This is a genomic window from Pseudomonas sp. PICF6 (assembly GCF_009831705.1).
GTDB classification, from domain to species: Bacteria; Pseudomonadota; Gammaproteobacteria; order Pseudomonadales; family Pseudomonadaceae; genus Aquipseudomonas; species Aquipseudomonas rhizophila.
In genome coordinates this window covers 56,014-79,281 of sequence record NZ_WUUD01000024.1, presented here as the reverse complement: position 1 = coordinate 79,281, position 23,268 = coordinate 56,014, and the positions used below count along the sequence as shown (strand labels likewise).

Here is a 23,268-nt window from a genome sequence, read left to right as displayed (position 1 = left end):
GCTGGCATCAGGTTTGGCGCTGGAAGGCATAGTCCCGTTCGACCTTGCACACCCGCGTGTGGCAATGGGCGTACCAGGTCGAGCGACCGCGTTCGCGGATTGCGCGGTGTTCGGGGTGCTGTTTCCAGGCCAGGATCGCCGCTTCGCTGCTCCAGTAGGACACGGTGATGCCCAAGCCGTCTTCGCCACGGGCCGACTCGACGCCGAGGAAGCCCGGCTGCTCTTGAACCAGAGTCAGCATGCGCTCAGCGGCTTGGGCGTAACCCTGGTCCCCCTCAGTGCGCAGGGAGGTGAAAATCACCGCGTAATACGGGGCGCTCATGATGCTGTCCTCCGGCAAGCTTCGATAAACGCACTGACCAGCGACGGCACACGTCCTTCCAACGCTGCGCGCTCAGGCTGGAACAGGGTCGCGACAAAAAAAGGATGATCAGCCAGCTCCACGGCCCGTAAATCGCCTACCGAATCCCGGGCCACGGCGTGCAAGCGGTCACTCAGCAAATCCCCCTCAAACTGTGGATTGACCCCAAAGCTGCACCGATATCCTTCGAAAACCTTAAGGTGACCATAGGCCTTGGCAATCAACGAATCGGCGTCAAGCTCAAGACAGTCGATGGTTTCGATCAGCGCACAGCTTAACGGCGTCAGCAGTGCCCGTTCAGCCTCGGGAGCTGTTTCGCCATGGGCTGCGTCGGCCCAGCCCATCACATTGCGCGCGTATTCCAGCACGGCATGCTGAAAACCGCCGCAGGTGCCGAGGAAAGGGCGACGCTGTTCGCGGGCAAAACGAATGGCTTGCAGCGCGCCATTTTCGTTTCGGTAAGGGCTGCCGGGCACGCACCAGACCCCGTCGAAACCATTCAGGACGGCGCTGTCGGTGATGAGGTCGGTGCCCAGCCATTGAAATCCAATGTGATGACCGGTTTGCTTGCTGGCCAGTTCGAGTGCGATGGGGATGGCCCGATGGGCCTTTATTTGAGGGTCATAGTCGCCGACCAGGGCGATGTGCAAAGAACGCTGGTTTTCCATGAGAGGCTCGCCGCTTGTTGATTCCTGGTCGCCACTATAGATTGGCGTTCACGCAATCAATATTGGCGTTTGCCCAAGTGATCAATGCATCGACGCACTATCGTCTGGACTATCCCGATCTGTCCCTGATCCTGGCGCTGGTCCGTGGCGGTTCGCTGGCCCGAGCCGCGCGCTTGCTGCACGTGGATGTGTCCACGGTCTTCCGCTCGGTACGGCGGCTGGAGGCCGCCCTGGGCCAACCCTTGTTCGAAAAAAGCCGTGCAGGGTATTTGCCCACGAGCCTGGCCCAGGCGCTGGCTGAGCAGGCCGAGCGCGCCGAACAAGCGTTGGAGGCGGCGCGTGTCGGGGTGGAGCAGGGCGGAGAGGTCGTCAGCGGCACGGTGCGCCTGACCTGCACTGACTCGGTCCTGCAAGCATTGTTGCTGCCGGCTCTGGCGCGGTTCATGCCTGCTTACCCCGCGCTGTCCCTTGAGCTGAGCACCTCGAACGACTTTGCCAACCTGAGCCGCCGCGACGCCGACATCGCCTTGCGACTGACCCGTACGCCGCCGGAACATCTAGTCGGGCGGCATCTGGGTAATGTGGTTTATCGGGTATGTGCCGACACCCGCTATCTGCGTTCGGTAAATACGGATGATCTGGCCGCCATGACCTGGATCGCGCCGGATGACTTTCTCCCCGATCACCCCACTGTGGCTTGGCGCCGTCAGCATCTTCCTGGCGTGGTGCCGGCCTATCGCTGCAACAGCATGCTTTCGGTCACCGAGTTGGTTCGAGCCGGGCTGGGCGTGGCGGCGTTGCCGGACTTTCTAATCGGCGAAAACAAGGGCCTTACGCCCATTGGCGAACCGCTGGCGGGGTATGACACGGCCCTTTGGCTGCTGACCCGGCCCGACTGTCGCGCCTTGCGCTCAGTGGTGACATTGTTCGATGAACTCAGGTGCAATCTGCGCTTGCACTGACTTTTGTCCAACAGGGCGTTGATGGCTCAATCGAGGATGATCTCCCGGCGGTATAGTGACTTGAGCCCCAGCCTCAGGCAGAGAACATCATGATGACAGAATCGTCGCAGCCCACTTCCACAGCACCTGTTGATCACTTGCGTTTTCATCGTCCCCACGCGCATTTGGGGCCGACCTTTGGTAATGACCGCTTTGCGCTACGCGCGGAGGCATTCGCGCGTTTTTTCGGGACACCCATGTTCCTGGGGGCGCAGACCTTGATCGTGTTGATCTGGATAAGCCTGAACATGTTGGGTGTGGTTCATTTCGATGCTTACCCGTTCATCTTGCTGAATCTGGCGTTCAGCCTACAGTCGGCCTACGCCGCCCCGCTGATCCTGCTGGCGCAGACACGCCAGGCCGCGCGGGACAAGGCCCAAGCCGAAGCGGATGCTCAACATCGCGAAGCACTGGCCATTGCCAACAGTGAGCGCCAGGCCCAGGCAGCACAGAACACGGCGCAATTGCTCGAGTTGTTGGAGCAGAACACCCGCCTGACGGAAATGACCAAGGCATTGACCGAGCGCATCGACTGCCTGACTACCGAGATGCACGAGAAATTCGTGAGCAAGCCATCGATGCCGTAATCCGTTTCTGCGGTGGTAGCGACACTCAGACCTGATAGCGGGCCAGGAACATGTCGAGGGCCGATTCAACCACCTGAGTCTGTTCATCCTGGGTCAGGCACGGCTGGCCCATGGAAATTTGAGGCCAGAAGGCGAACGTCTTGATCAGCCCGTGCATCTGTTGCGCCGCAAACGCCGGCTCCACGGCTTTCAACCGACCGTCGGCCTGGGCCTGGCGAATCCACACGGTCAAACCTTCTTCGCGCTGACCCATGCGCGCAACCATATCCTGGGCTCGCTCGGGCGAATGAATCGTCGCGGCAATGGCGATGCGCGCCAGATCGAGAAAATTATCGTCTGCCAGCATGTGCAATTTGGCTTGCAGCAGCTTTCGAAGCTGCTCACGCAGGGGCTGCTCCGGGCTGTAGGCCATGTCCTGTTCGGCGGTAATGCTGTTCCACAATCGATTCAGAATTTCCGCAAACAACTCCTCTTTGCTGGGGAAGTGGTTATACACCGTGCGCTTTGACACACCCGCCGTCGCCGCGATCTTGTCCATGCTGGTGATCTCGAAACCGCTGCTACGGAATTCGGCAATCGCGGCCTGGAGGATGGATTCGCGTTTTCGCTCGGTGAGGCGCTGCAGCGGTACGGTCATGGTTAATCATCATCTGGAGAAGGGAAGTTACACTTGGCAGTTTACTTGCTCCCGGGATTGCTGCAATCTACAAACTACACCGAGTAGTGTAGTTTCGAATCAAGCGGCTGAGCGTGCATGCAACGGCCATTAGCGTCCCACAACGGCGAAGCGCAATTGCGACGACGTCCTTGGAGTTTTCGCATCATGACCATTTTTTCTTCGACTGACAGCCCTGCGGTGCTTCCTTCATCCCAGCAGGAGCAAGGAAAGTACCGTAACCACGCCCCTACACCGCGCCAAGGGCTCGGCCAGATGCTACGCATCATGTGGAACATGATCTTCCACAAACCGCGCAACACCCGCCCTGCGGGCACCATCGAAGTACAACCGCTGACGCGCGCCGACCTGCTGGCCGCGCCGAACAACAGTGTTTTCCGCCTCGGGCATTCCACGGTGCTGCTCAAGCTGCGAGACAAGTTCTGGCTGACCGACCCGGTTTTTTCCGAGCGCGCTTCCCCTGTGCAATGGGCTGGCCCCAAGCGCTTCCATCAGCCGCCCATCAGCCTGGAAGAGCTGCCGCCAATTGAAGCGGTGATTCTTTCCCATGATCACTACGACCATCTCGATCATCAGGCCATCCTCCAACTTGCCGCCAAGACACGGCATTTCCTGGCCCCTCTCGGGGTGGGCGACACCCTGATCAAATGGGGCATCGACGCCAGCAAGGTGCGTCAGCTGGACTGGTGGCAAGGCACCGAAGTGGACGGCATTGAATTCATCGCCACACCCTCCCAGCACTTTTCCGGTCGCGGGCTGTTCGACGGCAACAGTACGTTATGGGCCTCGTGGGTGATGATCGATGGCGCCACCCGAATCTTCTTCAGCGGCGACACGGGCTATTTCGACGGTTTCAAACGCATCGGCCAGCAATACGGCCCATTCGACCTGACGCTGATGGAAACCGGCGCCTACAACGTCGAATGGCCGCACATCCACATGCAGCCGGAGCAAACCCTCCAGGCGCATATCGACCTCAAGGGCCGCTGGTTGCTGCCGATCCACAACGGCACGTTCGATTTGTCGATGCATGCCTGGTACGAACCCTTCGATCGCATCCTGGCCCTGGCCTGGGAGCGCAACGTCTGCATTGCCACCCCGCAAATGGGTGAAGCTTTCAGCCTCGCGCAACCGCAACGTGGCCGCGCCTGGTGGCTGGACGTGGAACCCTCGGCTTATCAAGACCAGCCCGATATGGCCTGACCCTCGACGCATCGATCATTCGATCATTGCGTAGTCTGGCCGCCCCATCGGATCCGGCGTGGCGCCTTTGATATTCATGCCGCGCCCAGGCGCAAAGCCCGGGAAGAACACCAGGCCTTCGGCTTCCAGCCGAAAGGCCAGGGCCAGGCGGGTGACATCAAGTAGCTCGCCCCCCGCTTCGAAGCGCCGGATGGCCTGGGTCGAGACTCCAGACTGCCGTGACAATTCCTCGACACTCCAGCCCAGCATGGCTCGAGCCTGCGCGCTGTGGGCAGGGGTGAATTGATAGACAGCGATGCGTTCCAGGGTGGTTTTGATTGCGAGCGAGGCCATGGGAGTTCTCCAAAGCTGTGGATTCAAAAAATACTGTGTTTTTGTACAGTTGTTTTGAATCCTGATCAATCTCATTTTTTTGATCAATGACCGGTGGTCTTTTCCAGCCAGGCACTCGGTGCGTGACCCAGCACCCGGCGAAACATGGTGGAGAACGCTGCGGGGCTGTCGTAGCCCAGATCCAGGGCAATACGGGTTACCGAATCGCCTACGACCAATCGAGACAGCGCCGACATCACACAGGCCTGTTGTCGCCATTGGCTGAAACTCAACCCGGTTTCCCGGCTGAACAGCCGATTGAACGAGCGCAGGCTGATAGGCAACTGTGCCACCCATTGCACAGGTGAGACGTGGGCGTTGGGGCGTTTCAGAAACTCCTGGCACAGGCCGAGCAGGCGTGGGTCCTTGGGCAGTGGCAGGTGCAACGGCAAATGAGTGCTGCGCAACAGTTCGTGCAGCAACAGATTGATCAGCGCGCCGTCGCGTCCGGCCTCGTCGTATTCCGGCGCAAGCTCCACGGCTTCCAGCAGCAACTGGCGCATCAGGGGCGACACGCTGATGACTTGGCAACGGGCGTCCATGGCCGTCACCGCGGCCGGTTCGATGTACACGCTGCGCGTGCTGACCCCAGCATCAGCACCTCATGGGCAACCCTGGGCGGGATCCATACCGCCCGTTGCGGCGGCACCACCCAATTACCGTCTTCGGTGCGGACGTGCATCACACCAGTGGCGCCATACAGCAACTGCGCCCGGCGATGATGGTGCGAGGGCAGTAAATGTCCGTGGGGGTAGTCGGTGCCAATGGCGACGACAGCCCTGGGGATCGCATCCAATAAATCGATCGAAGTGTTGCGCATCGAGGGGCTACTCATCATTGGCGTAAACGCAAACATTATTGGCCTGTTTGCTAGAGCGGGCCAAGCTTCGCTTATCTAACGTGGGGCGCCTCCCATTTCACGGATTCGCCTCGATGTTCTATGTATTGCTTGCGTGCTTCGGCTGCCTGAGTGGCGTAACGGCGGTGTTGTTCGGCTTTGGCGGCGGTTTCGTCGTGGTGCCTTTGATGTATCGCATGCTGATGGCCCATCACTCGGGTGACGCCATCGGTGAATCGGCCATGCACATTGCCGTCGCCACCTCGACCTGCGTCATGATCGTCAACGCCCTGGTCGCCACCGGAAAACACCAGCGTGCCGGTCAACTGATTCGTCATTACCTGTGGCCGTTCGGCGTTTTCATTGCGCTGGGGGCGGTTTTCGGCGCAGCGGCCGCCACTTGGCTCAATGGCGAGATTATCCGCTACGCCTTCATGGCTTACCTGGGCCTGACCATCCTGGACTGCCTGCTGCGGCGAGGTTTTCTGGCACGCGCCAGCGATGCCGTCCTACGACCTTTGGCGCCAATGGAGACCGCGTTGGGCGGCACAACTATCGGAATCATCGCCACAATGCTGGGCGTCGGCGGCAGCGTCATGACCGTGCCACTGCTGCGCCGTTGTGGCCTGAGCATGTCCCAGGCCACGTCGATGGCCAATCCACTGAGCGTGCCCGTCGCGTTGGCCGGCACCATCACCTACATGGCCTTGGCCAGCTTCACCGGGACAGACTTCGGCCCGTGGTTTGTCGGTTTCGTAGACTTGCTGGCCTTTGTTGTGCTCACACTCGGCGCGCTACTGGGCATCCGTTTGGCAACGCCATGGATCGGGCGGATACCGGATCGGCTGCATGCGCGGGTGTATGTAGGGTTGTTGATGTTTGTGATGGTTGGGATGTGGCTGGGGTAGGGTAGCTATTGACCAGCCAACCCCGGCGCTTCCCGAATAATGAAGTGATCCAGGTTCTCGATATTGGCGCTGAACACCCCGAACGTCTGCTCGGGGTTTTTCTTGCTCGGCACCTGTTTCAGCTCCGGCGTCACGCCATAAAAGAAGCAATACAACGGCGCGTCACTCTCGATGGCGTGCTTGATCTCTTCCAGAAACGCTTTGCGTTTGCGGTAGTTGTCGATCAGCTTCTTGCTCAGGTAAACGTTCACCGAGTAAGGCTTCTTCTTCGCCTCGTCCGGTTGCTTGAACCAGACCTTTGCTTCGAAGTCGATGCGAAAGCTCTGGGTGTAATCCTTGATCTCCTTGATCTTGCCCCAGTAAATCAACCCCTTGTTGTCCAGCAGGTATTCGATCTTCTTGAAGAACGATCCATAGGGCGCCGTGTGCTCGCCAATCTTCAGCGGCATGCGCTTGAGCAGTTCCCTGTCCGCGAAGTTCGACACAAAACACTCCACCGGATGGGCGAAGACGCTGGTCTTGTCCGGCGCTGAATCACGGCTCGGGTGCTCGACATGACTGGCGGCTGAAGGCTCTCGCTCATCGCGCAGAACGTCCGCCACCACCGTCGGGCTGGATGGCTTGCGCACATACTCACGCCGAGTCAGCAATAATTCCGACGGAAAATGCTCCTCCGGACCGTCATCCGTTTCCCCGCCCTCCGTCTCCAGGCCTGATGCCGGAGTCTTCAGGCTGACATAAGGACAACCCTCGATATGCCGCGTGCTGGGGATGTTCTTGAAGTGCGGCGTGCGCACGTAATTCACGTTCTTGGCGTTGAACGTCCCCAACACATTCGCCGCATCAAACGCCGCCCGACAGGCATCGTTGGGGCATTGAAACTGTTCCTTCGCGGAATCGAATGCCACCGTCTCGTCAAAATTCAAATCGCGCACGTCATAGATCGACAGCTTGTCGTCGAGGCTGAGGCAGTAGGCGAGGTCGAATTTCATCGGGGCTCGGGTCCATGAGGGGGAAATGTATTAATAGCGAAGGGCAGGGCCGGTTGCACTCAAAGTTTCAGCACACCACCAAAAACTGTGGGAGCGAGCCTGCTCGCGATGCCCAAAATTCCCCGGCCATCAAGCCTGCCGATAACCTGTGACCTGACACCAACCCGTGGCGAGGGAGCTTGCTCCCGCTGGCTGCGTAGCAGCCCCAATTCCATATCACCAACAAAAAACCGCCGCCTGAACAACGGACAACGGACGACGGCTTCTGATGGAATCTCAAAACCCTCGCAAAATCCGAGAAGCTTTCCGCCACCAATGCGCAACGATTCTGAGTTTTTCGTAGGGCAAAGGTTGCTTGGCTGCCCTGAGTTAAACTCGATATCGGCTCTTATAGAAAACAAAAAACCCCGTTTTCACGGGGTTTTTATTTAAGCGTGCAGCCTAAGATTTTTCTTTCGAATCAATCCCAGCTCAAAGCCCCACCTGTCTGATACTCAATCACCCGAGTCTCAAAGAAGTTCTTCTCTTTCTTCAAGTCCATGATCTCGCTCATCCAAGGGAACGGGTTCGTCGTCCCTGGATACTCTTCCTTCAGACCAATCTGCGACAGGCGACGGTTAGCGATGAACTTGAGGTAGTCCTCCATCATCGCCGCGTTCATTCCCAATACCCCACGAGGCATGGTGTCGCGCGCGTATTCGATCTCCAGCTGAGTCCCTTGCAGGATCATCTGGGTCGCTTCTTCCTTCATCTCGGCATCCCACAAGTGCGGGTTTTCGATTTTGATCTGGTTGATCACGTCGATGCCGAAGTTCAGGTGCATGGATTCGTCGCGCAGGATGTATTGGAACTGCTCGGCGACGCCGGTCATTTTGTTGCGCCGGCCCATGGAGAGGATCTGGGTGAAGCCGCAGTAGAAGAAGATGCCTTCCAGAACGCAGTAGTAGGCGATCAGGTTGCGCAGCAACTCTTTGTCGGTGTCCGGGGTGCCGGTTTCGAACTTCGGATCGGAGATCGAACGGGTGTATTTCAGGCCCCAGGCGGCTTTTTTCGCGACCGATGGGATCTCGTGGTACATGTTGAAGATTTCGCCTTCATCCATGGCCAGCGATTCGATGCAGTACTGGTAGGCGTGGGTGTGGATCGCCTCTTCGAACGCCTGGCGCAGGATGTACTGGCGGCATTCGGGGTTGGTGATCAGGCGGTACACGGCCAAGACCAGGTTGTTGGCAACCAGGGAGTCGGCGGTGGAGAAGAAGCCCAGGTTGCGCATCACGATGCGGCGCTCGTCGTCGGTCAGGCCTTCCGGGGTTTTCCAGAGGGCGATGTCGGCGGTCATGTTGACTTCTTGCGGCATCCAGTGGTTTGCGCAGCCGTCCAGGTACTTCTGCCAGGCCCAGTCGTATTTGAATGGCACGAGCTGGTTGAGGTCGGCGCGGCAGTTGATCATGCGCTTTTCATCGACGGCGACACGGGCGGAGGCGCCTTCGAGCTCGGCGAGGCCTTCGGCGACGTCGAGTTTGTCGAGGGCGGCCTTGGCGCGAATGATCGCGGCCGAGTCGCTGGCCGTCACGGCCCGGGCTTCGAGGGCGGCGGCACCGCCGGCGCTGTCGAGGCGGTCCATGTTGGCTTCAGAAGCGTGGCCGGCGTTGGCGCCTTTTACAGCGACTTCGCCGTCTTCTTTGTCGAATTCGTCCCAGCTCAGCATGACGTGTTGTCTCCTGCGTGAGGGCCAGATGCCCGTTGAAGGCCTACTGGCCGCGGTGGATCTTGGAAAATCGTTTGTTGCAGCAGCTGACGCAGGCAATAAACAGAAAAATGTACGGGTCGTTCTGAAGCGGCTGTGAGCGCGAGGAGGCAATGGGCCTCTGCGTGGGCTTCAGGCTGGTTTGACTCCCTGTAAGGGAATATTGCAGGCCCGTTTAAGGCGGCATTATAAGGACTTTTTTGCCTACGTGCTGCGGCGAAATAGCCCACGGAGGAGGTCGCGGGCGGTATATCCGCGTGGGAGCAAGGGTTTACAAGGCTTTGGCCGCTGAAGATTTTTTTTGCATGGGTCGGGTGACGGTATTTTTTGATCAAAAAACGAGCATTTTTTGAGGTTTTGCACTACATGTTGTGTTTGCAAGGGCTTTTTGATGGTTACAGACACAACCAAGCCCGATCAAAATCGGGCTATGGAAAATGCCATTTATGATCAACCGATATGTGCCGAACCGGTGTGGTCATAGCCATCTTCAGCGACAGTAGCGGAGCCGGTGCGGTCGTAGCCATCCTCGGCAACGGTGGCCGAACCGGTTCGGTCGTAACCGTCTTCAGCGACAGCGGAGCCGGTGCGGTCATAACCGTCGGCGGCAAAGGTCTGGGCGGCCAGGACGGACAGGGTCAAGGCAAGGATCAGTTTGGTTTTCATGGAGGTTGCTCCTGGTTCGTTTAAGTTGATCAGCCGTTGGAGCAGCCGGTGCCCATGACGCTGTAGCGCAGGATGTGGCGCTGGCCTTTGGAGTCGTCGTATTCCATCTTGGCCGGGACCACTTCGCAGACGTTCGGGATGTCGCTCATGGAGATGACTTTGGCGATGTCCAGGTGGGTGGAGTAGGTGTACTCCTCAATGGCTGGTTTTTGCTGTGCAACGTCGGTCGGGGCCTCATCTGCCATCGCGGTGACGCTAAGGCCAGCGAGGACCAGAACCCATAAAGCTTTCATCTGTTTCACCTTTTTTGAGGTCGAGTGGGGTCACGCAACCTTTTTGGGGCTGCGTGTGGAACAGGTTTTGGGAGTTGGATTAACGGCCTTCGTGGGGGCTGTGTTGCGTTAATCATGTTTGCCGGTTGGCGAGGTGGATTTTAGGGGGTGGGGTTAATCGCAAAAAGACCGGGTTTTGATAAACACTGTTGGTTGATCTGGTAATAATCGTTGCAGAGTCCGGTGGCTGTCTGTGCCATCGATGTTGGATGTGCCGCCGCTATCGCGAGCAGGCTCGCTCCCACAGGGGAGCGGCGTTGGACACAAAGCAAGCGTTCAGTGGAGATCAATTGTGGGAGCGAGCCTGCTCGCGATGGCGGTGTGTCAGTCAATATCAATGCAAACTGATCCACCACCCTCAGGAGCAAGCCCACTCCCACACAGGAAAATGCCTGCTGGCAGGGGTTTGCACGTTAGTACCGACATTTTGTAGGGACTTGTTACTACCATCGTCGAATGGTTCTATAGGCTCGCCCCGGCTACAACGGGTACATACAAAAACAACTATGTCACCGAGGTAAGAAAGATGAGTGCGGCTTCTCTGTATCCCGTTCGTCCCGAGGTAGCGGCTAACACGCTGACTGACGAGGCGACCTACAAGGCCATGTACCAGCAGTCGGTGGTCAACCCGGATGGTTTCTGGCGCGAGCAGGCCAAGCGCCTCGACTGGATCAAGCCTTTCACCACGGTGAAGCAGACGTCCTTCGACGATCACCATGTCGACATCAAGTGGTTTGCCGATGGCACCTTGAACGTTTCCTACAACTGCCTCGACCGTCATCTGGCCGAGCGCGGCGATCAGATTGCGATCATCTGGGAGGGCGATGACCCTGCCGAGAGCCGCAATATTACCTATCGCGAGCTGCATGAAGAAGTCTGCAAGTTCGCCAACGCCCTGCGCGGCCAGGACGTGCATCGCGGCGACGTGGTGACGATCTACATGCCGATGATCCCCGAAGCCGTGGTCGCCATGCTGGCCTGCACCCGGATCGGCGCGATTCACTCGGTAGTGTTCGGCGGTTTCTCGCCGGAAGCACTGGCCGGTCGGATTATCGACTGCAAATCCAAAGTGGTGATCACTGCTGACGAAGGTATTCGTGCAGGCAAGAAGATCCCGCTCAAGGCCAACGTCGATGATGCGTTGACCAACCCGGAAACCAGCAGCATCCAGAAAGTCATCGTGTGCAAGCGCACGGCTGGCAACATCAAGTGGAACCAGCACCGTGACATCTGGTACGAAGACCTGATGAAAGTGGCCGGTACCGTTTGTGCGCCGAAGGAAATGGGCGCTGAAGAGGCGCTGTTCATCCTCTACACCTCCGGTTCCACCGGCAAGCCAAAGGGCGTGCAGCACACCACCGCCGGCTACCTGCTCTATGCGGCCCTGACCCATGAGCGCGTGTTCGACTACAAGCCGGGCGAAGTCTACTGGTGCACCGCCGACGTCGGCTGGGTCACCGGCCACAGCTACATCGTCTACGGCCCGTTGGCCAATGGCGCGACCACGCTGCTGTTCGAAGGCGTGCCGAACTACCCGGACATCACCCGTGTGGCTCAGGTCATCGACAAGCACAAGGTCAATATTCTCTACACCGCGCCGACCGCCATCCGCGCGATGATGGCCTCGGGCACCGCCGCCGTCGAAGGTGCCGATGGCAGCAGCCTGCGCCTGCTGGGTTCGGTGGGTGAGCCGATCAACCCGGAAGCCTGGGACTGGTACTACAAGAATGTCGGCAAGGAGCGTTGCCCGATCGTCGACACCTGGTGGCAGACCGAAACCGGTGGCGTGCTGATCAGCCCATTGCCGGGTGCCACGGCGTTGAAGCCGGGTTCGGCCACGCGTCCGTTCTTCGGCGTGGTGCCAGCGCTGGTGGATAACCTTGGCAACCTGGTGGAAGGCGCGGCCGAAGGCAATCTGGTGATCCTCGATTCGTGGCCAGGCCAGGCGCGCACGCTGTACGGCGACCACGACCGCTTTGTCGACACCTACTTCAAGACCTTCAGCGGCATGTACTTCACCGGCGACGGTGCGCGTCGTGACGAGGACGGCTACTACTGGATCACCGGTCGGGTGGATGACGTGCTCAACGTGTCCGGCCACCGCATGGGCACGGCCGAAATCGAAAGCGCCATGGTTGCCCACCCGAAAGTCGCCGAAGCGGCGGTGGTGGGTGTGCCGCACGACATCAAGGGGCAGGGCATTTATGTCTACGTGACCCTCAATGCCGGCGAAGAAACCAGCGAGGCCTTGCGTCTGGAACTGAAGAACTGGGTGCGCAAGGAGATCGGTCCGATTGCCTCGCCAGACGTGATCCAGTGGGCCCCGGGCCTGCCGAAGACCCGTTCCGGCAAGATCATGCGCCGCATCCTGCGCAAGATCGCCACGGCGGAATACGATGGGCTGGGTGATATCTCCACCTTGGCTGATCCGGGTGTGGTGGCGCATCTGATCGAGACGCACAAGACCATGAACGTCGCCTGACGGTAGCCCGTAACACCGAAAAGCCCCGCCCGGTTTCGCCGAGCGGGGTTTTTTTATGGTCGCTAACGCCAGGAGAGTTTGACGTGTGGTGCCTTTGTGGCGAGGGAGCTTGCTCCCGCTCGGCTGCGCAGCAGTCGTAAACCGGCCAATGCGGTATGACTGAACGACCGCTGTGCCTGGCTTTGGGGCTGCTGCGCAGCCCAGCGGGAGCAAGCTCCCTCGCCACGGGTTCGATGGATGAATAAATATCGGCGTTCAAAGTAGGAGGGGGCTGAACGTTACCGGTGTTTCGGAATGTGTAACCAAAGGCGCCACAACGGGGCGATGTGAAACGCGAAGCCCCGTTATAGGGCGGATCCAGGCGTCTTGGAAAACAAGGCGACACGCTGTGCTTGCCGGATTAGAAGGGTTTGCGAATAATGGGCCCGCAATTTGCAGCATAGATCGGTTTCCTTTCTTTTGCTCTTGCATGAATTTGCGGGGCTGTCAATGCGCTCAGGTCGCGTTTTCTGTGCTTCTGTAATTTGTTGTCGCATTGAAGAAATATCGGCTTCGGGCCTGTCGTTAGAATGCCGATCACTCGCTCGTCGTGAGCTGCGTTGAATTGACGCACGCTTTCTTAGGACGCAGCACTAAAGTTCGTTCCACCCATTCGCATATTGGGCTGTTGCTCACTCTGCCGTTTTTGCCCTTTCCCGATGGAGTCCCAAGATGAAGAAACTTGTGCTGCTTGGCGCCCTGGCACTGTCCGTGCTGTCCCTGTCGACATTCGCCGCAGAAAAGCCCCTGAAAATCGGTATCGAAGCGGCTTACCCTCCGTTCGCCTCGAAGGCCCCGGACGGCAGTATCGTCGGTTTCGACTACGACATCGGCAATGCACTGTGCGAAGAGATGAAGGTCAAGTGCGTGTGGGTCGAGCAGGAATTCGACGGCCTGATCCCGGCGCTCAAGGTGCGCAAGATCGACGCGATTCTGTCGTCCATGTCGATCACTGAAGATCGCAAGAAGTCTGTTGATTTCACCAACAAGTATTACAACACCCCGGCTCGTCTGGTGATGAAGGCCGGCACTCAGATCAGCGAGGGCCTGACCGAGCTCAAGGGCAAGAACGTCGGCGTGCAGCGCGGTTCGATCCACGAGCGCTTCGCCCGTGAAGTCCTGGCCCCGCTGGGTGCCGAGATCAAGCCGTACGGTTCGCAGAATGAAATCTACCTGGACCTGTCCGCCGGCCGTCTCGACGGCACCGTGGCAGACGCTACCCTGTTGGATGACGGTTTCCTCAAGACCGACGCCGGCAAGGGCTTTGCGTTCGTGGGCCCGGCCTTCACCGACGTCAAATACTTCGGTGACGGCGTAGGCATCGCGGTTCGCAAGGGTGATGCCCTCAAGGACAAGATCAACGGCGCGATTGCCGCCATTCGCGAGAACGGCAAATACAAGCAAATCCAGGACAAGTACTTCGCCTTCGATATCTACGGCCAGTAACAACGTCCCGCCACTCGTGCGAAATGGCGCAAGCAACAGGATCTCTGCGGTTTGCGCCATTTTTTCATCCCACTCTCGAGGACCTGAATCATGTTGAAAGGCTACGGGGCTGTCATCCTCGATGGCGCATGGTTGACGCTTGAGCTCGCCTTGTCGTCCATGGCCCTGGCCATTGTCCTGGGGCTGATCGGCGTCGCGTTGCGCCTCTCGCCAGTGCGCTGGCTGGCGTGGCTGGGTGACCTGTATTCCACGGTCATTCGCGGCATTCCCGACCTTGTGCTGATCCTGCTGATTTTCTATGGCGGCCAGGACCTGCTCAATCGCGTGGCGCCGATGCTCGGTTATGACGATTACATCGACCTGAACCCGCTGGCGGCCGGCATCGGTACCCTGGGGTTTATTTTCGGTGCGTACCTGTCGGAAACCTTTCGCGGCGCGTTCATGGCCATCCCCAAGGGGCAGGCCGAGGCGGGCATGGCGTATGGCATGAGTGGGTTCCAGGTGTTTTTCCGGGTGATGGTGCCGCAGATGATTCGCCTGGCGATCCCGGGGTTCACCAACAACTGGCTGGTGTTGACCAAGGCCACGGCGCTGATTTCGGTGGTGGGCCTGCAAGACATGATGTTCAAGGCCAAGCAGGCGGCGGATGCCACCCGCGAGCCTTTCACCTTCTTCCTGGCAGTGGCGGCAATGTATCTGGTGATTACCAGTGTCTCGCTGCTGGCATTGCGTCAACTCGAGAAGCGCTACTCGGTAGGCATAAGGGCGGCTGATCTATGATCTTCGACTACAACGTCATCTACGAAGCCTTGCCGCTGTACTTCAGCGGCCTGCTGACCACCTTGAAGCTGCTGGCCCTGTCGCTGTTCTTCGGTCTGCTGGCGGCGTTGCCCCTGGGGCTGATGCGGGTGTCCAAGCAGCCGGTCATCAACATGACCGCCTGGCTCTATACCTATGTGATTCGCGGCACGCCGATGCTGGTGCAGCTGTTTTTGATCTACTACGGATTGGCGCAGTTCGAAGCCGTACGCGAGAGCTTCCTCTGGCCGTGGCTGTCCAGCGCGACCTTCTGTGCCTGCCTGGCCTTTGCCATCAATACCAGCGCCTACACCGCCGAAATCATCGCCGGCAGCCTGCGCGCCACGCCTAACGGTGAGATCGAGGCGGCCAAGGCCATGGGCATGTCACGCTACAAGTTGTATCGCCGGATCCTGCTGCCATCGGCCCTGCGCCGGGCACTGCCGCAGTACAGCAACGAAGTGATCATGATGTTGCAGACCACCAGCCTGGCCTCCATCGTGACCCTGATCGACATCACCGGTGCCGCGCGCACGGTGAATGCGCAGTACTACTTGCCGTTCGAGGCTTACATCACGGCCGGCGTTTTCTACCTGTGCCTGACTTTTATCCTGGTGCGCCTGTTCAAGCTGGCCGAGCGCCGCTGGCTGGGTTACCTGGCCCCGCGCAAGCACTGATAACGCATCGATCCGATCGACTGCTCAACGACTGACGTTTTGTGAGAACCGACCGCATGTACAAGCTCGAAGTCCAAGACCTGCATAAACGCTATGGCAGTCACGAGGTGCTCAAGGGTGTGTCCCTCAAGGCCGCCGCCGGCGATGTGATCAGCATCATCGGCTCCAGTGGCTCGGGCAAAAGTACCTTCCTGCGTTGCATCAACCTGCTTGAGCAACCCCATGCCGGCAAGATTCTGCTCAACAACGAAGAGCTGAAACTGGTGGCTGGCAAGGACGGTGCCTTGAAGGCCGCCGACCCCAAGCAACTGCAGCGCATGCGTTCGCGGCTGTCGATGGTGTTCCAGCATTTCAACCTGTGGTCCCACATGACCGCGCTGGAAAACATCATGGAAGCGCCGGTGCATGTACTGGGCGTGGCCAAGGCCGAGGCGCGCGAAAAGGCCGAGCACTACCTGAACAAGGTCGGCGTGGCGCATCGCAAGGACGCCTACCCGGGCCACATGTCCGGCGGCGAACAGCAGCGCGTGGCGATTGCCCGGGCGCTGGCGATGGAACCGGAAGTCATGCTGTTCGACGAGCCGACTTCGGCCCTTGATCCGGAACTGGTGGGCGATGTGCTCAAAGTGATGCAGGCCCTGGCACTGGAAGGCCGGACCATGGTGGTGGTGACCCACGAAATGGGCTTTGCCCGGGAAGTGTCGAACCAACTGATCTTCCTGCACAAAGGCATCGTTGAAGAAAGCGGCAACCCGCGCGAAGTGCTGGTCAATCCGCAATCGGAGCGGCTGCAACAATTTCTTTCGGGCAGCCTCAAGTAATCGCTCCCGTTACGCACCTGATTCAGGTCATGCTGCGCATCGCGCGCCAGATGGTCTAATTTGGTTGCAGCCGCTTTTGGCTTTAACACTGTTTTCGCTTCGGATTGCCCACCATGACTGCCCATCGAATTGGTTTCCTGATTTGGCCCAGCACTAAAGCCTTGACGCTGGCGCTGGCCGAGGAGGCCTTGCGTGTTGCTCAGCGGGTGCATCCGGATGTCGTCTACGAATTGTCGTTTTTGCAGGCCGAGCCGCAGACCGAAGGCGCCTGGCAGCTACCGGGCGAACCCTGGGCCGGCAAGCTTGAAGGTTTCCAGAAGCTGTTTCTGCTGGCTGATGAACCCCCGACCGCTCTTGCGCCACCCCTGAGCAGCGCGCTCAAACAGCTGGTGCGTGCCGGTTGTGTGATTGGCGGTTTGTCCGCCGGTGTCTACCCGTTGGCCCAACTGGGTCTTCTCGATGGTTTCCGCGCCGCCGTGCATTGGCGCTGGCAGGACGACTTTTCCGAGCGTTTCCCCAAGGTCATTGCCACCAGCCATCTGTTTGACTGGGACCGCGATCGCCTGACCGCTTGCGGTGGCATGTCGGTGCTCGATCTGCTGCTGGCTGTGTTGGCGCGCGATCACGGCGCGGAACTGGCCGGCGCGGTCTCTGAAGAGCTGGTGGTCGAGCGCATCCGCGAGGGGGGTGAGCGCCAGCGCATCCCGTTGCAGAACCGTCTGGGCTCCAGCCATCCGAAGCTCACCCAGGCCGTGCTGTTGATGGAAGCCAACATCGAAGAACCGCTGACCACCGACGAAATTGCCCAGCATGTGTGCGTGTCCCGTCGCCAGTTGGAGCGGATTTTCAAGCAATACCTCAATCGCGTGCCGAGCCAGTACTACCTGGAACTGCGTCTGAACAAGGCGCGGCAGATGCTGATGCAGACCAGCAAATCGATCATTCAGATCGGCCTGTCCTGCGGCTTCTCCTCGGGGCCGCATTTTTCCAGCGCCTATCGCAACTTCTTCGGCGCCACGCCCCGGGAAGACCGCAACCAGCGGCGCAGCAGCAGCCCATTCGAATTGTCGTCGGTGCCGTCCGAACGGGGCTAGGGCCGGTGCCTCATCTGTAAGGGCGGGGGTATGTAACCCTGTGGCGAGGGGATTTATCCCCGTTGGGTTGCGAAGCAACCCCAAGACAGTCAACCCAATCTATCTGGCACACCGAATTGCCTGCTTTAGGGTTGCTTCGCAACCCAGCGGGGATAAATCCCCTCGCCACAAGGTTTTGCATGGCCAGGGAAATGTAGAAGCCAACGCCTAAAATCCCGCGACAACGTTTAAACTGCGCCTTTGCGACGCTATTTGTCGCATTGCCATAAACCCGCTAAAAACGCGGGTTGGCGCTATAAGAAGTTGTCGCTTGGCGACAAGGCCGGGCTGAAAACTGTCCTTACAATCCCCTCATCGCTCGCCAGTTCCAGGCGGGTGTTCCTCTTCAGGAGACTCCGATGTCCGTTGAGCAAGCCGCCGTACAACGCGCCGATTTCGATCAGGTTATGGTCCCCAACTATGCGCCTGCTGCTTTCATCCCTGTGCGTGGCGCCGGTTCCCACGTGTGGGACCAGTCCGGTCGCGAACTGATCGACTTCGCCGGCGGTATCGCGGTCAACGTATTGGGACACGCCCATCCGAAACTGGTCGCCGCCCTGACCGAACAAGCGAACAAGCTGTGGCATGTGTCCAACGTCTTTACCAATGAGCCAGCCCTGCGCCTGGCCCATAAACTGGTCAATGCAACCTTTGCCGAGCGGGCTTTCTTCTGCAACTCCGGCGCCGAAGCCAACGAGGCCGCCTTCAAGCTGGCCCGTCGCGTCGCGTTCGATCGTTTCGGGAGCGAGAAGTACGAAATCATTGCCGCGCTCAACAGCTTCCACGGCCGTACGCTGTTCACCGTGAACGTGGGCGGGCAATCGAAGTATTCCGACGGTTTCGGTCCTAAAATCACCGGTATTACCCACGTCCCTTACAACGACCTGGCGGCTCTGAAAGCGGCCATTTCGGACAAGACGTGCGCCGTGGTGCTGGAGCCGATCCAGGGCGAGGGCGGCGTATTGCCGGCGGAGCTGGGTTACCTGCAAGGTGCCCGTGATTTGTGCGATGCCCACGACGCGCTGCTGGTATTCGATGAAGTGCAGACCGGCATGGGCCGTAGCGGCCACTTGTTCGCCTACATGCATTACGGCGTGGTCCCGGACATCCTCACCAGCGCCAAGAGCCTGGGCGGTGGTTTCCCGATCGCGGCAATGCTCACCACTGAAGCGTTGGCCAAGCATCTGGTGGTCGGCACCCACGGCACCACTTATGGCGGCAACCCGCTGGCGTGTGCGGTGGCCGAAGCGGTGATCGATACCGTCAATACGCCTGAAGTGCTCGAAGGCGTGAAAGCCAAGCACCGCAAGTTCAAGACCCGCTTGGAGCAGATCGGCGAGAAATACGGCCTGTTCACCCAGGTGCGTGGTTTGGGGCTGCTGATCGGCTGTGTGCTGAACGACGCCTGGAAAGGCAAGGCCAAGGACATTTTCAACGCCGCCGAACAGGAAGGCCTGATGATCCTGCAGGCAGGTCCGGACGTGATTCGTTTCGCGCCGAGCCTGGTGGTCGAAGATGCCGACATCGATGCCGGCCTGGACCGCTTCGAGCGGGCCGCGGCGAAGCTGACGCAAGCCTGATGTTTAAAGGCCGGACCTGATCCATTGTGGGAGCGAGCCTGCTCGCGATGCAGGCGACTCGATCTGCCTGATGGGCCGAGGCGATCCTGATCGCGAGCAGGCTCGCTCCCACAGCAAGACCGTTTTACACGTGCGTTGAAGCGCTTGCCGGTCCGGTATTTTTTCTTTGTGTCGACCAATGGGTCGAACCATTTATTTCAAGTAAAGGAGTGACACCATGCTGGTGATGCGCCCCGCACAAATGGCGGATCTGGGCGAGGTACAGCGTCTGGCTGCGGACAGTCCGATCGGTGTCACTTCCTTGCCGGATGACGTGGAACGCCTGAGCGACAAGATCGCCGCGAGTGAAGCCTCGTTTGCCGCCGAAGTCAGCTTCAACGGCGAAGAAAGCTATTTCTTCGTCCTTGAAGATACCGCGACCGGCAAGCTGGCGGGCTGTTCGGCCATCGTTGCCTCGGCCGGTTATTCCGAGCCGTTCTACAGCTTTCGCAACGAGACGTTTGTTCATGCCTCCCGTGAGCTGAAGATCCACAACAAGATCCACGTGCTTTCCCAGTGCCACGACCTGACCGGCAACAGCTTGCTGACCAGCTTCTATGTGGTGCCGGAATTGGTCGGTTCGCCCTGGTCGGAGCTCAATTCGCGTGGGCGCCTGCTGTTCGTCGCCAGCCATCCGGAGCGCTTTGCCGATTCGGTGGTGACCGAGATCGTCGGCTACAGCGATGAAAATGGCGACTCGCCGTTCTGGGACGCCATCGGTCGCAACTTTTTCGACCTCAACTACGCTGCCGCCGAGCGCCTGTGCGGGCTGAAGAGCCGCACCTTCCTCGCCGAGCTGATGCCGCATTACCCGATCTACGTGCCGCTGTTGCCGGACGCCGCCCAGGAAGCCATGGGCCAGGTCCATCCGCGTGCGCAGATCACTTTCGACATCCTCATGCGCGAGGGTTTCGAGACCGATCATTACATCGACATCTTTGACGGTGGCCCGACTCTGCATGCCCGTGTCTCGGGGATCCGCTCGATTGCCCAGAGCCGGGTGGTGCCGGTCAAGCTCGGCGAGCCCGTCAAGGGTGCCGGCCGGCAATACCTGGTGGCCAACGCCCAGTTGCAGGATTACCGCGCCGTTCTGTTGGAGCTTGACTACGCGCCCGGCAAACCGGTGACCCTGGATATGGAAGCGGCCGAAGCCTTGGGCGTCGGTGAGGGTGCCAGCGTGCGCCTGGTGGCGGTTTAACGCCTTACAGCGAAGTTTCGCGGGTGGCGCAAGCGGCCCGTTTGAGGAGATAGCATGATCGTTCGTCCCGTACGCAGCAGCGACTTACCCGCTCTGATTGCCCTGGCCCGCAGCACCGGCACCGGCCTGACCACCTTGCCGGCCAACGAGGAGCGCCTGGCTCATCGGGTCGGCTGGGCCGAGAAGACTTTTCGCGGCGAAGCCGGACGTGGCGATGCGGACTACCTGTTCGTGCTCGAAGACGACGACGGTCGTGTGGTGGGCATCTCAGCCATCGCCGGGGCCGTTGGGCTGCGCGAGCCCTGGTACAACTTCCGGGTCGGCCTGACGGTCAGCGCCTCCCAGGAGCTGAACATCTATCGGGAAATCCCGACGCTGTTTTTGGCCAACGACCTGACCGGCAACTCCGAGCTGTGTTCGCTGTTCCTGCATGCCGACTACCGCACTGGCCTCAATGGCCGCATGTTGGCCAAGGCGCGGCTGCTGTTCATCGCCGAATTCCCGAACCTGTTTGGCAACAAGATCATCGCCGAGATGCGTGGCATGTCCGATGACCGAGGCCGCTCGCCGTTCTGGGAAAGCCTGGGGCGACACTTTTTCAAGATGGAGTTCAGCCAGGCCGACTACCTGACCGGCGTGGGCAACAAGGCCTTCATCGCTGAGCTGATGCCCAAGTTCCCGCTGTACACCTGTTTCCTGTCGGAGGATGCCCGGGCGGTGATCGGCCAGGTTCATCCCGACACGGAGCCGGCGCTGTCGATGCTCAAGAGCGAAGGTTTCAGTTACCAGGGTTACGTCGACATCTTCGACGCCGGCCCGGCCGTTGAATGTGAAACCGGCAAGATCCGCGCGATCCGCGACAGCCAGGCACTGGTATTGGCCATCGGCACGCCGGGCGACGACGCCACGCCGTTCATCATGCATAACCGCAAACGCGAAGACTGCCGCATCACTGCTGCACCGGCGCGCTTGGCCGCGGGCACCTTGGTGGTTGATCCGCTGACTGCCAAACGTCTTCAACTCAACGCCGGCGATCAGGTGCGCGCCGTTGCGTTGTCCGCTGCTCGGGAGTCGAAATAATGAAGTCGCTGTACATCGCTGGAAGCTGGCTGGAAGGTCAGGGTGATCTCTTTGAGTCGTTGAACCCGGTGACCCAGCAAGTGCTGTGGTCTGGCAATGGCGCCACGGCGGCGCAGGTGGAGTCGGCGGTGCAGGCCGCGCGTCAGGCCTTCCCGGACTGGGCCCGCCGTTCGCTGGATGAGCGTATCCAGGTGCTGGAAGCGTTTGCCGCTGCCTTGAAGAGCCACGCCGATGAACTGGCCCACTGCATCGGTGAAGAAACCGGCAAGCCGTTGTGGGAAGCGACCACCGAAGTCACCAGCATGGTCAACAAGGTTGCCATTTCGATTCAGAGCTACCGTGAGCGGACCGGCGAAAAAAGCGGCCCCCTGGGTGACGCCATCGCTGTGCTGCGGCACAAGCCCCACGGTGTGGTGGCAGTGTTCGGCCCTTACAACTTCCCCGGCCATTTGCCCAACGGTCACATCGTACCGGCCTTGTTGGCGGGCAACACCGTGTTGTTCAAACCCAGCGAACTGACCCCGAAGGTCGCTGAGCTGACGGTCAAGTGCTGGGTCGAGGCCGGCCTGCCGGCGGGCGTGCTGAACCTGCTGCAAGGTGCGCGGGAAACCGGTATCGCCCTGGCGGCCAATCCGGGCATCGACGGGTTGTTTTTCACCGGCTCCAGCCGCACCGGCAACCTTTTGCATCAACAGTTTTCCGGGCGCCCGGATAAGATCCTGGCGCTGGAAATGGGCGGTAATAATCCGCTGGTGGTGGATGAGGTGGCGGACGTCGACGCGGCGGTCTACACCATCATTCAGTCGGCCTTCATTTCTGCCGGGCAGCGCTGTACCTGCGCGCGCCGCCTGTTGGTGCCCGAAGGGGCGTGGGGCGATGCCTTGCTGGCGCGCCTGGTGGCGGTCAGCTCGACGCTGGAAGTCGGCGCCTTTGATCAGCAACCGGCGCCATTCATGGGCTCGGTGATTTCCCTGGCCGCAGCGAAGGCGCTGATGGATGCGCAGAACCATTTGCTGGGCCTGGGCGCCGTGCCGCTGTTGACCATGACCCAACCGCAAGCCCAGGCGGCGTTGCTGACACCGGGCATCCTGGATGTGACGACGGTAGCCGAGCGTCCTGATGAAGAACTGTTCGGGCCGTTGTTGCAGGTGATTCGCTACGCGGATTTCGCTGCGGCAATCACCGAGGCCAACAACACCCAATATGGCTTGGCTGCGGGCCTGCTGTCGGATTCCCAGGAGCGCTACCAGCAGTTTTGGCTGCAGAGCCGTGCCGGCATCGTCAACTGGAACAAACAACTGACGGGAGCGGCCAGCAGCGCGCCGTTCGGCGGTGTTGGGGCCTCGGGCAACCACCGCGCCAGTGCCTACTACGCGGCCGATTATTGTGCGTATCCGGTGGCTTCCCTGGAGACACCAAGCCTTGTCATGCCGGCTGCCCTTACTCCCGGCGTGAGAATGGCGTAGCCCCAATCGCGAGCAGGCTCGCTCCCACAAGGACCATGCAAGACCCTGTGGGAGCGAGCCTGCTCGCGAAGGCCGCGCTGCGGTCTTTACTGATGCCTATAAAAAACAGATTCTCGTGGAGCCTCGCTGATGAAATCCTATGAAGTCAACTTTGACGG

General features: G+C 59.8%; 22 protein-coding genes and 1 pseudogene. 14 read left to right on the top strand and 9 right to left on the bottom strand.

What is annotated here, in order from left to right; genetic code table 11:
• Nucleotides 1–7: 7 nt before the first annotated feature.
• Together GSM73_RS15965 and GSM73_RS15960 are read right to left on the bottom strand one after the other, a co-directional pair.
• Nucleotides 8–322: an antibiotic biosynthesis monooxygenase gene (locus GSM73_RS15965; protein ID WP_047228802.1), complete on the bottom strand. Its 315-nt coding sequence runs from the start codon at nt 320–322 to the stop codon at nt 8–10.
• Nucleotides 319–1,029, bottom strand: coding sequence for a CTP synthase (locus GSM73_RS15960; RefSeq protein ID WP_160893193.1), 711 nt, complete (start codon nt 1,027–1,029; stop codon nt 319–321). The genes GSM73_RS15965 and GSM73_RS15960 overlap by 4 nt, the downstream gene beginning before the upstream one ends.
• Before the next feature lie 14 nt (nt 1,030–1,043).
• On the opposite strand from GSM73_RS15960, the gene GSM73_RS15955 reads away from it, so the two are divergent.
• Together GSM73_RS15955 and GSM73_RS15950 are read left to right on the top strand one after the other, a co-directional pair.
• Nucleotides 1,044–1,991 carry a LysR family transcriptional regulator gene (locus GSM73_RS15955; RefSeq protein ID WP_160893191.1) on the top strand — a complete coding sequence of 316 codons (948 nt, stop codon included), beginning with the start codon at nt 1,044–1,046 and terminating at the stop codon, nt 1,989–1,991.
• A 92-nt stretch (nt 1,992–2,083) separates the two neighbouring features.
• Nucleotides 2,084–2,617: a DUF1003 domain-containing protein gene (locus GSM73_RS15950; RefSeq protein ID WP_047228806.1), complete on the top strand. Its 534-nt coding sequence runs from the start codon at nt 2,084–2,086 to the stop codon at nt 2,615–2,617.
• A 25-nt stretch (nt 2,618–2,642) separates the two neighbouring features.
• On the opposite strand, the gene GSM73_RS15945 is transcribed toward GSM73_RS15950, so the two are convergent.
• Nucleotides 2,643–3,254, bottom strand: a complete 612-nt coding sequence (locus tag GSM73_RS15945; protein ID WP_160893189.1) for a TetR/AcrR family transcriptional regulator — start codon at nt 3,252–3,254, stop codon at nt 2,643–2,645.
• Nucleotides 3,255–3,440: 186 nt separating this feature from the next.
• On the opposite strand from GSM73_RS15945, the gene GSM73_RS15940 reads away from it, so the two are divergent.
• Nucleotides 3,441–4,496 carry an MBL fold metallo-hydrolase gene (locus GSM73_RS15940; RefSeq protein ID WP_160893187.1) on the top strand — a complete coding sequence of 352 codons (1,056 nt, stop codon included), beginning with the start codon at nt 3,441–3,443 and terminating at the stop codon, nt 4,494–4,496.
• A gap of 15 nt (nt 4,497–4,511) precedes the next feature.
• Here GSM73_RS15940 and GSM73_RS15935 read toward each other — a convergent pair whose 3' ends face one another.
• Both GSM73_RS15935 and GSM73_RS15930 read right to left on the bottom strand, forming a co-directional pair.
• Complete coding sequence (locus GSM73_RS15935) at nt 4,512–4,829, bottom strand: helix-turn-helix transcriptional regulator (protein ID WP_047228797.1); 318 nt, start codon at nt 4,827–4,829, stop codon at nt 4,512–4,514.
• An 83-nt stretch (nt 4,830–4,912) separates the two neighbouring features.
• Nucleotides 4,913–5,688: pseudogene (locus tag GSM73_RS15930) on the bottom strand (helix-turn-helix transcriptional regulator).
• A 113-nt stretch (nt 5,689–5,801) separates the two neighbouring features.
• Between GSM73_RS15930 and GSM73_RS15925 the strand changes: the two are divergent.
• Nucleotides 5,802–6,614: a sulfite exporter TauE/SafE family protein gene (locus tag GSM73_RS15925; protein WP_160893185.1), complete on the top strand. Its 813-nt coding sequence runs from the start codon at nt 5,802–5,804 to the stop codon at nt 6,612–6,614.
• Nucleotides 6,615–6,619: 5 nt separating this feature from the next.
• Here GSM73_RS15925 and GSM73_RS15920 read toward each other — a convergent pair whose 3' ends face one another.
• From GSM73_RS15920 to GSM73_RS15905, 4 genes are all read right to left on the bottom strand, one after another.
• Nucleotides 6,620–7,606 carry a hypothetical protein gene (locus GSM73_RS15920; RefSeq protein WP_160893183.1) on the bottom strand — a complete coding sequence of 329 codons (987 nt, stop codon included), beginning with the start codon at nt 7,604–7,606 and terminating at the stop codon, nt 6,620–6,622.
• Between the two features lie 460 nt (nt 7,607–8,066).
• Entirely contained in the window at nt 8,067–9,314 is a 1,248-nt protein-coding gene (locus GSM73_RS15915; protein WP_025215114.1) for a ribonucleotide-diphosphate reductase subunit beta, read from the bottom strand.
• A 489-nt stretch (nt 9,315–9,803) separates the two neighbouring features.
• Complete coding sequence (locus GSM73_RS15910) at nt 9,804–10,019, bottom strand: hypothetical protein (protein ID WP_047228793.1); 216 nt, start codon at nt 10,017–10,019, stop codon at nt 9,804–9,806.
• 29 nt (nt 10,020–10,048) lie between these two features.
• Nucleotides 10,049–10,312: a DUF2790 domain-containing protein gene (locus tag GSM73_RS15905; protein WP_047228792.1), complete on the bottom strand. Its 264-nt coding sequence runs from the start codon at nt 10,310–10,312 to the stop codon at nt 10,049–10,051.
• A gap of 565 nt (nt 10,313–10,877) precedes the next feature.
• Between GSM73_RS15905 and acs the strand changes: the two genes are divergently transcribed.
• From acs to astD, 10 genes are all read left to right on the top strand, one after another.
• On the top strand, nt 10,878–12,833 hold the full coding sequence (gene acs / locus GSM73_RS15900) for an acetate--CoA ligase (protein WP_047228791.1): 1,956 nt from the start codon (nt 10,878–10,880) through the stop codon (nt 12,831–12,833).
• 711 nt (nt 12,834–13,544) lie between these two features.
• Nucleotides 13,545–14,318, top strand: coding sequence for an ABC transporter substrate-binding protein (locus GSM73_RS15895; RefSeq protein WP_047228790.1), 774 nt, complete (start codon nt 13,545–13,547; stop codon nt 14,316–14,318).
• A 90-nt stretch (nt 14,319–14,408) separates the two neighbouring features.
• Nucleotides 14,409–15,098 carry an ABC transporter permease gene (locus tag GSM73_RS15890; protein WP_047228789.1) on the top strand — a complete coding sequence of 230 codons (690 nt, stop codon included), beginning with the start codon at nt 14,409–14,411 and terminating at the stop codon, nt 15,096–15,098.
• A complete protein-coding gene (locus tag GSM73_RS15885) occupies nt 15,095–15,793 on the top strand; it encodes an ABC transporter permease (protein ID WP_047228788.1) in 699 nt (232 codons plus the stop codon). The genes GSM73_RS15890 and GSM73_RS15885 overlap by 4 nt, the downstream gene beginning before the upstream one ends.
• Nucleotides 15,794–15,849: 56 nt before the next feature.
• Nucleotides 15,850–16,614 (top strand): ABC transporter ATP-binding protein, encoded by a 765-nt coding sequence (locus tag GSM73_RS15880; protein ID WP_047228787.1) that lies wholly within the window; start codon nt 15,850–15,852, stop codon nt 16,612–16,614.
• Between the two features lie 113 nt (nt 16,615–16,727).
• Nucleotides 16,728–17,708 carry a transcriptional regulator ArgR gene (gene argR / locus GSM73_RS15875; RefSeq protein WP_047228786.1) on the top strand — a complete coding sequence of 327 codons (981 nt, stop codon included), beginning with the start codon at nt 16,728–16,730 and terminating at the stop codon, nt 17,706–17,708.
• Nucleotides 17,709–18,106: 398 nt separating this feature from the next.
• Nucleotides 18,107–19,327 (top strand): aspartate aminotransferase family protein, encoded by a 1,221-nt coding sequence (locus tag GSM73_RS15870; RefSeq protein WP_047228785.1) that lies wholly within the window; start codon nt 18,107–18,109, stop codon nt 19,325–19,327.
• A gap of 217 nt (nt 19,328–19,544) precedes the next feature.
• A complete protein-coding gene (gene aruF, locus GSM73_RS15865; protein ID WP_047228784.1) occupies nt 19,545–20,564 on the top strand; it encodes an arginine/ornithine succinyltransferase subunit alpha in 1,020 nt (339 codons plus the stop codon).
• 54 nt (nt 20,565–20,618) lie between these two features.
• Nucleotides 20,619–21,644 carry an arginine N-succinyltransferase gene (gene astA, locus GSM73_RS15860; protein WP_076383737.1) on the top strand — a complete coding sequence of 342 codons (1,026 nt, stop codon included), beginning with the start codon at nt 20,619–20,621 and terminating at the stop codon, nt 21,642–21,644.
• Nucleotides 21,641–23,110, top strand: coding sequence for a succinylglutamate-semialdehyde dehydrogenase (gene astD, locus GSM73_RS15855; protein WP_172833815.1), 1,470 nt, complete (start codon nt 21,641–21,643; stop codon nt 23,108–23,110). The genes astA and astD overlap by 4 nt, the downstream gene beginning before the upstream one ends.
• The last annotated feature ends 158 nt before the right edge of the window (nt 23,111–23,268 follow it).

What these genes read in the sequence shown, in the direction of transcription:
- GSM73_RS15965 (WP_047228802.1), bottom strand. Translation starts at nt 322, where the DNA reads ATGAGCGCCCCGTATTACGCGGTGATTTTCACCTCCCTGCGCACTGAG.
- GSM73_RS15960 (WP_160893193.1), bottom strand. Translation starts at nt 1,029, where the DNA reads ATGGAAAACCAGCGTTCTTTGCACATCGCCCTGGTCGGCGACTATGAC.
- GSM73_RS15950 (WP_047228806.1), top strand. Translation starts at nt 2,084, where the DNA reads ATGACAGAATCGTCGCAGCCCACTTCCACAGCACCTGTTGATCACTTG.
- GSM73_RS15945 (WP_160893189.1), bottom strand. Translation starts at nt 3,254, where the DNA reads ATGACCGTACCGCTGCAGCGCCTCACCGAGCGAAAACGCGAATCCATC.
- GSM73_RS15940 (WP_160893187.1), top strand. Translation starts at nt 3,441, where the DNA reads ATGACCATTTTTTCTTCGACTGACAGCCCTGCGGTGCTTCCTTCATCC.
- GSM73_RS15935 (WP_047228797.1), bottom strand. Translation starts at nt 4,829, where the DNA reads ATGGCCTCGCTCGCAATCAAAACCACCCTGGAACGCATCGCTGTCTAT.
- GSM73_RS15925 (WP_160893185.1), top strand. Translation starts at nt 5,802, where the DNA reads ATGTTCTATGTATTGCTTGCGTGCTTCGGCTGCCTGAGTGGCGTAACG.
- GSM73_RS15920 (WP_160893183.1), bottom strand. Translation starts at nt 7,606, where the DNA reads ATGAAATTCGACCTCGCCTACTGCCTCAGCCTCGACGACAAGCTGTCG.
- GSM73_RS15915 (WP_025215114.1), bottom strand. Translation starts at nt 9,314, where the DNA reads ATGCTGAGCTGGGACGAATTCGACAAAGAAGACGGCGAAGTCGCTGTA.
- GSM73_RS15910 (WP_047228793.1), bottom strand. Translation starts at nt 10,019, where the DNA reads ATGAAAACCAAACTGATCCTTGCCTTGACCCTGTCCGTCCTGGCCGCC.
- GSM73_RS15905 (WP_047228792.1), bottom strand. Translation starts at nt 10,312, where the DNA reads ATGAAAGCTTTATGGGTTCTGGTCCTCGCTGGCCTTAGCGTCACCGCG.
- acs (WP_047228791.1), top strand. Translation starts at nt 10,878, where the DNA reads ATGAGTGCGGCTTCTCTGTATCCCGTTCGTCCCGAGGTAGCGGCTAAC.
- GSM73_RS15895 (WP_047228790.1), top strand. Translation starts at nt 13,545, where the DNA reads ATGAAGAAACTTGTGCTGCTTGGCGCCCTGGCACTGTCCGTGCTGTCC.
- GSM73_RS15890 (WP_047228789.1), top strand. Translation starts at nt 14,409, where the DNA reads ATGTTGAAAGGCTACGGGGCTGTCATCCTCGATGGCGCATGGTTGACG.
- GSM73_RS15885 (WP_047228788.1), top strand. Translation starts at nt 15,095, where the DNA reads ATGATCTTCGACTACAACGTCATCTACGAAGCCTTGCCGCTGTACTTC.
- GSM73_RS15880 (WP_047228787.1), top strand. Translation starts at nt 15,850, where the DNA reads ATGTACAAGCTCGAAGTCCAAGACCTGCATAAACGCTATGGCAGTCAC.
- argR (WP_047228786.1), top strand. Translation starts at nt 16,728, where the DNA reads ATGACTGCCCATCGAATTGGTTTCCTGATTTGGCCCAGCACTAAAGCC.
- GSM73_RS15870 (WP_047228785.1), top strand. Translation starts at nt 18,107, where the DNA reads ATGTCCGTTGAGCAAGCCGCCGTACAACGCGCCGATTTCGATCAGGTT.
- aruF (WP_047228784.1), top strand. Translation starts at nt 19,545, where the DNA reads ATGCTGGTGATGCGCCCCGCACAAATGGCGGATCTGGGCGAGGTACAG.
- astA (WP_076383737.1), top strand. Translation starts at nt 20,619, where the DNA reads ATGATCGTTCGTCCCGTACGCAGCAGCGACTTACCCGCTCTGATTGCC.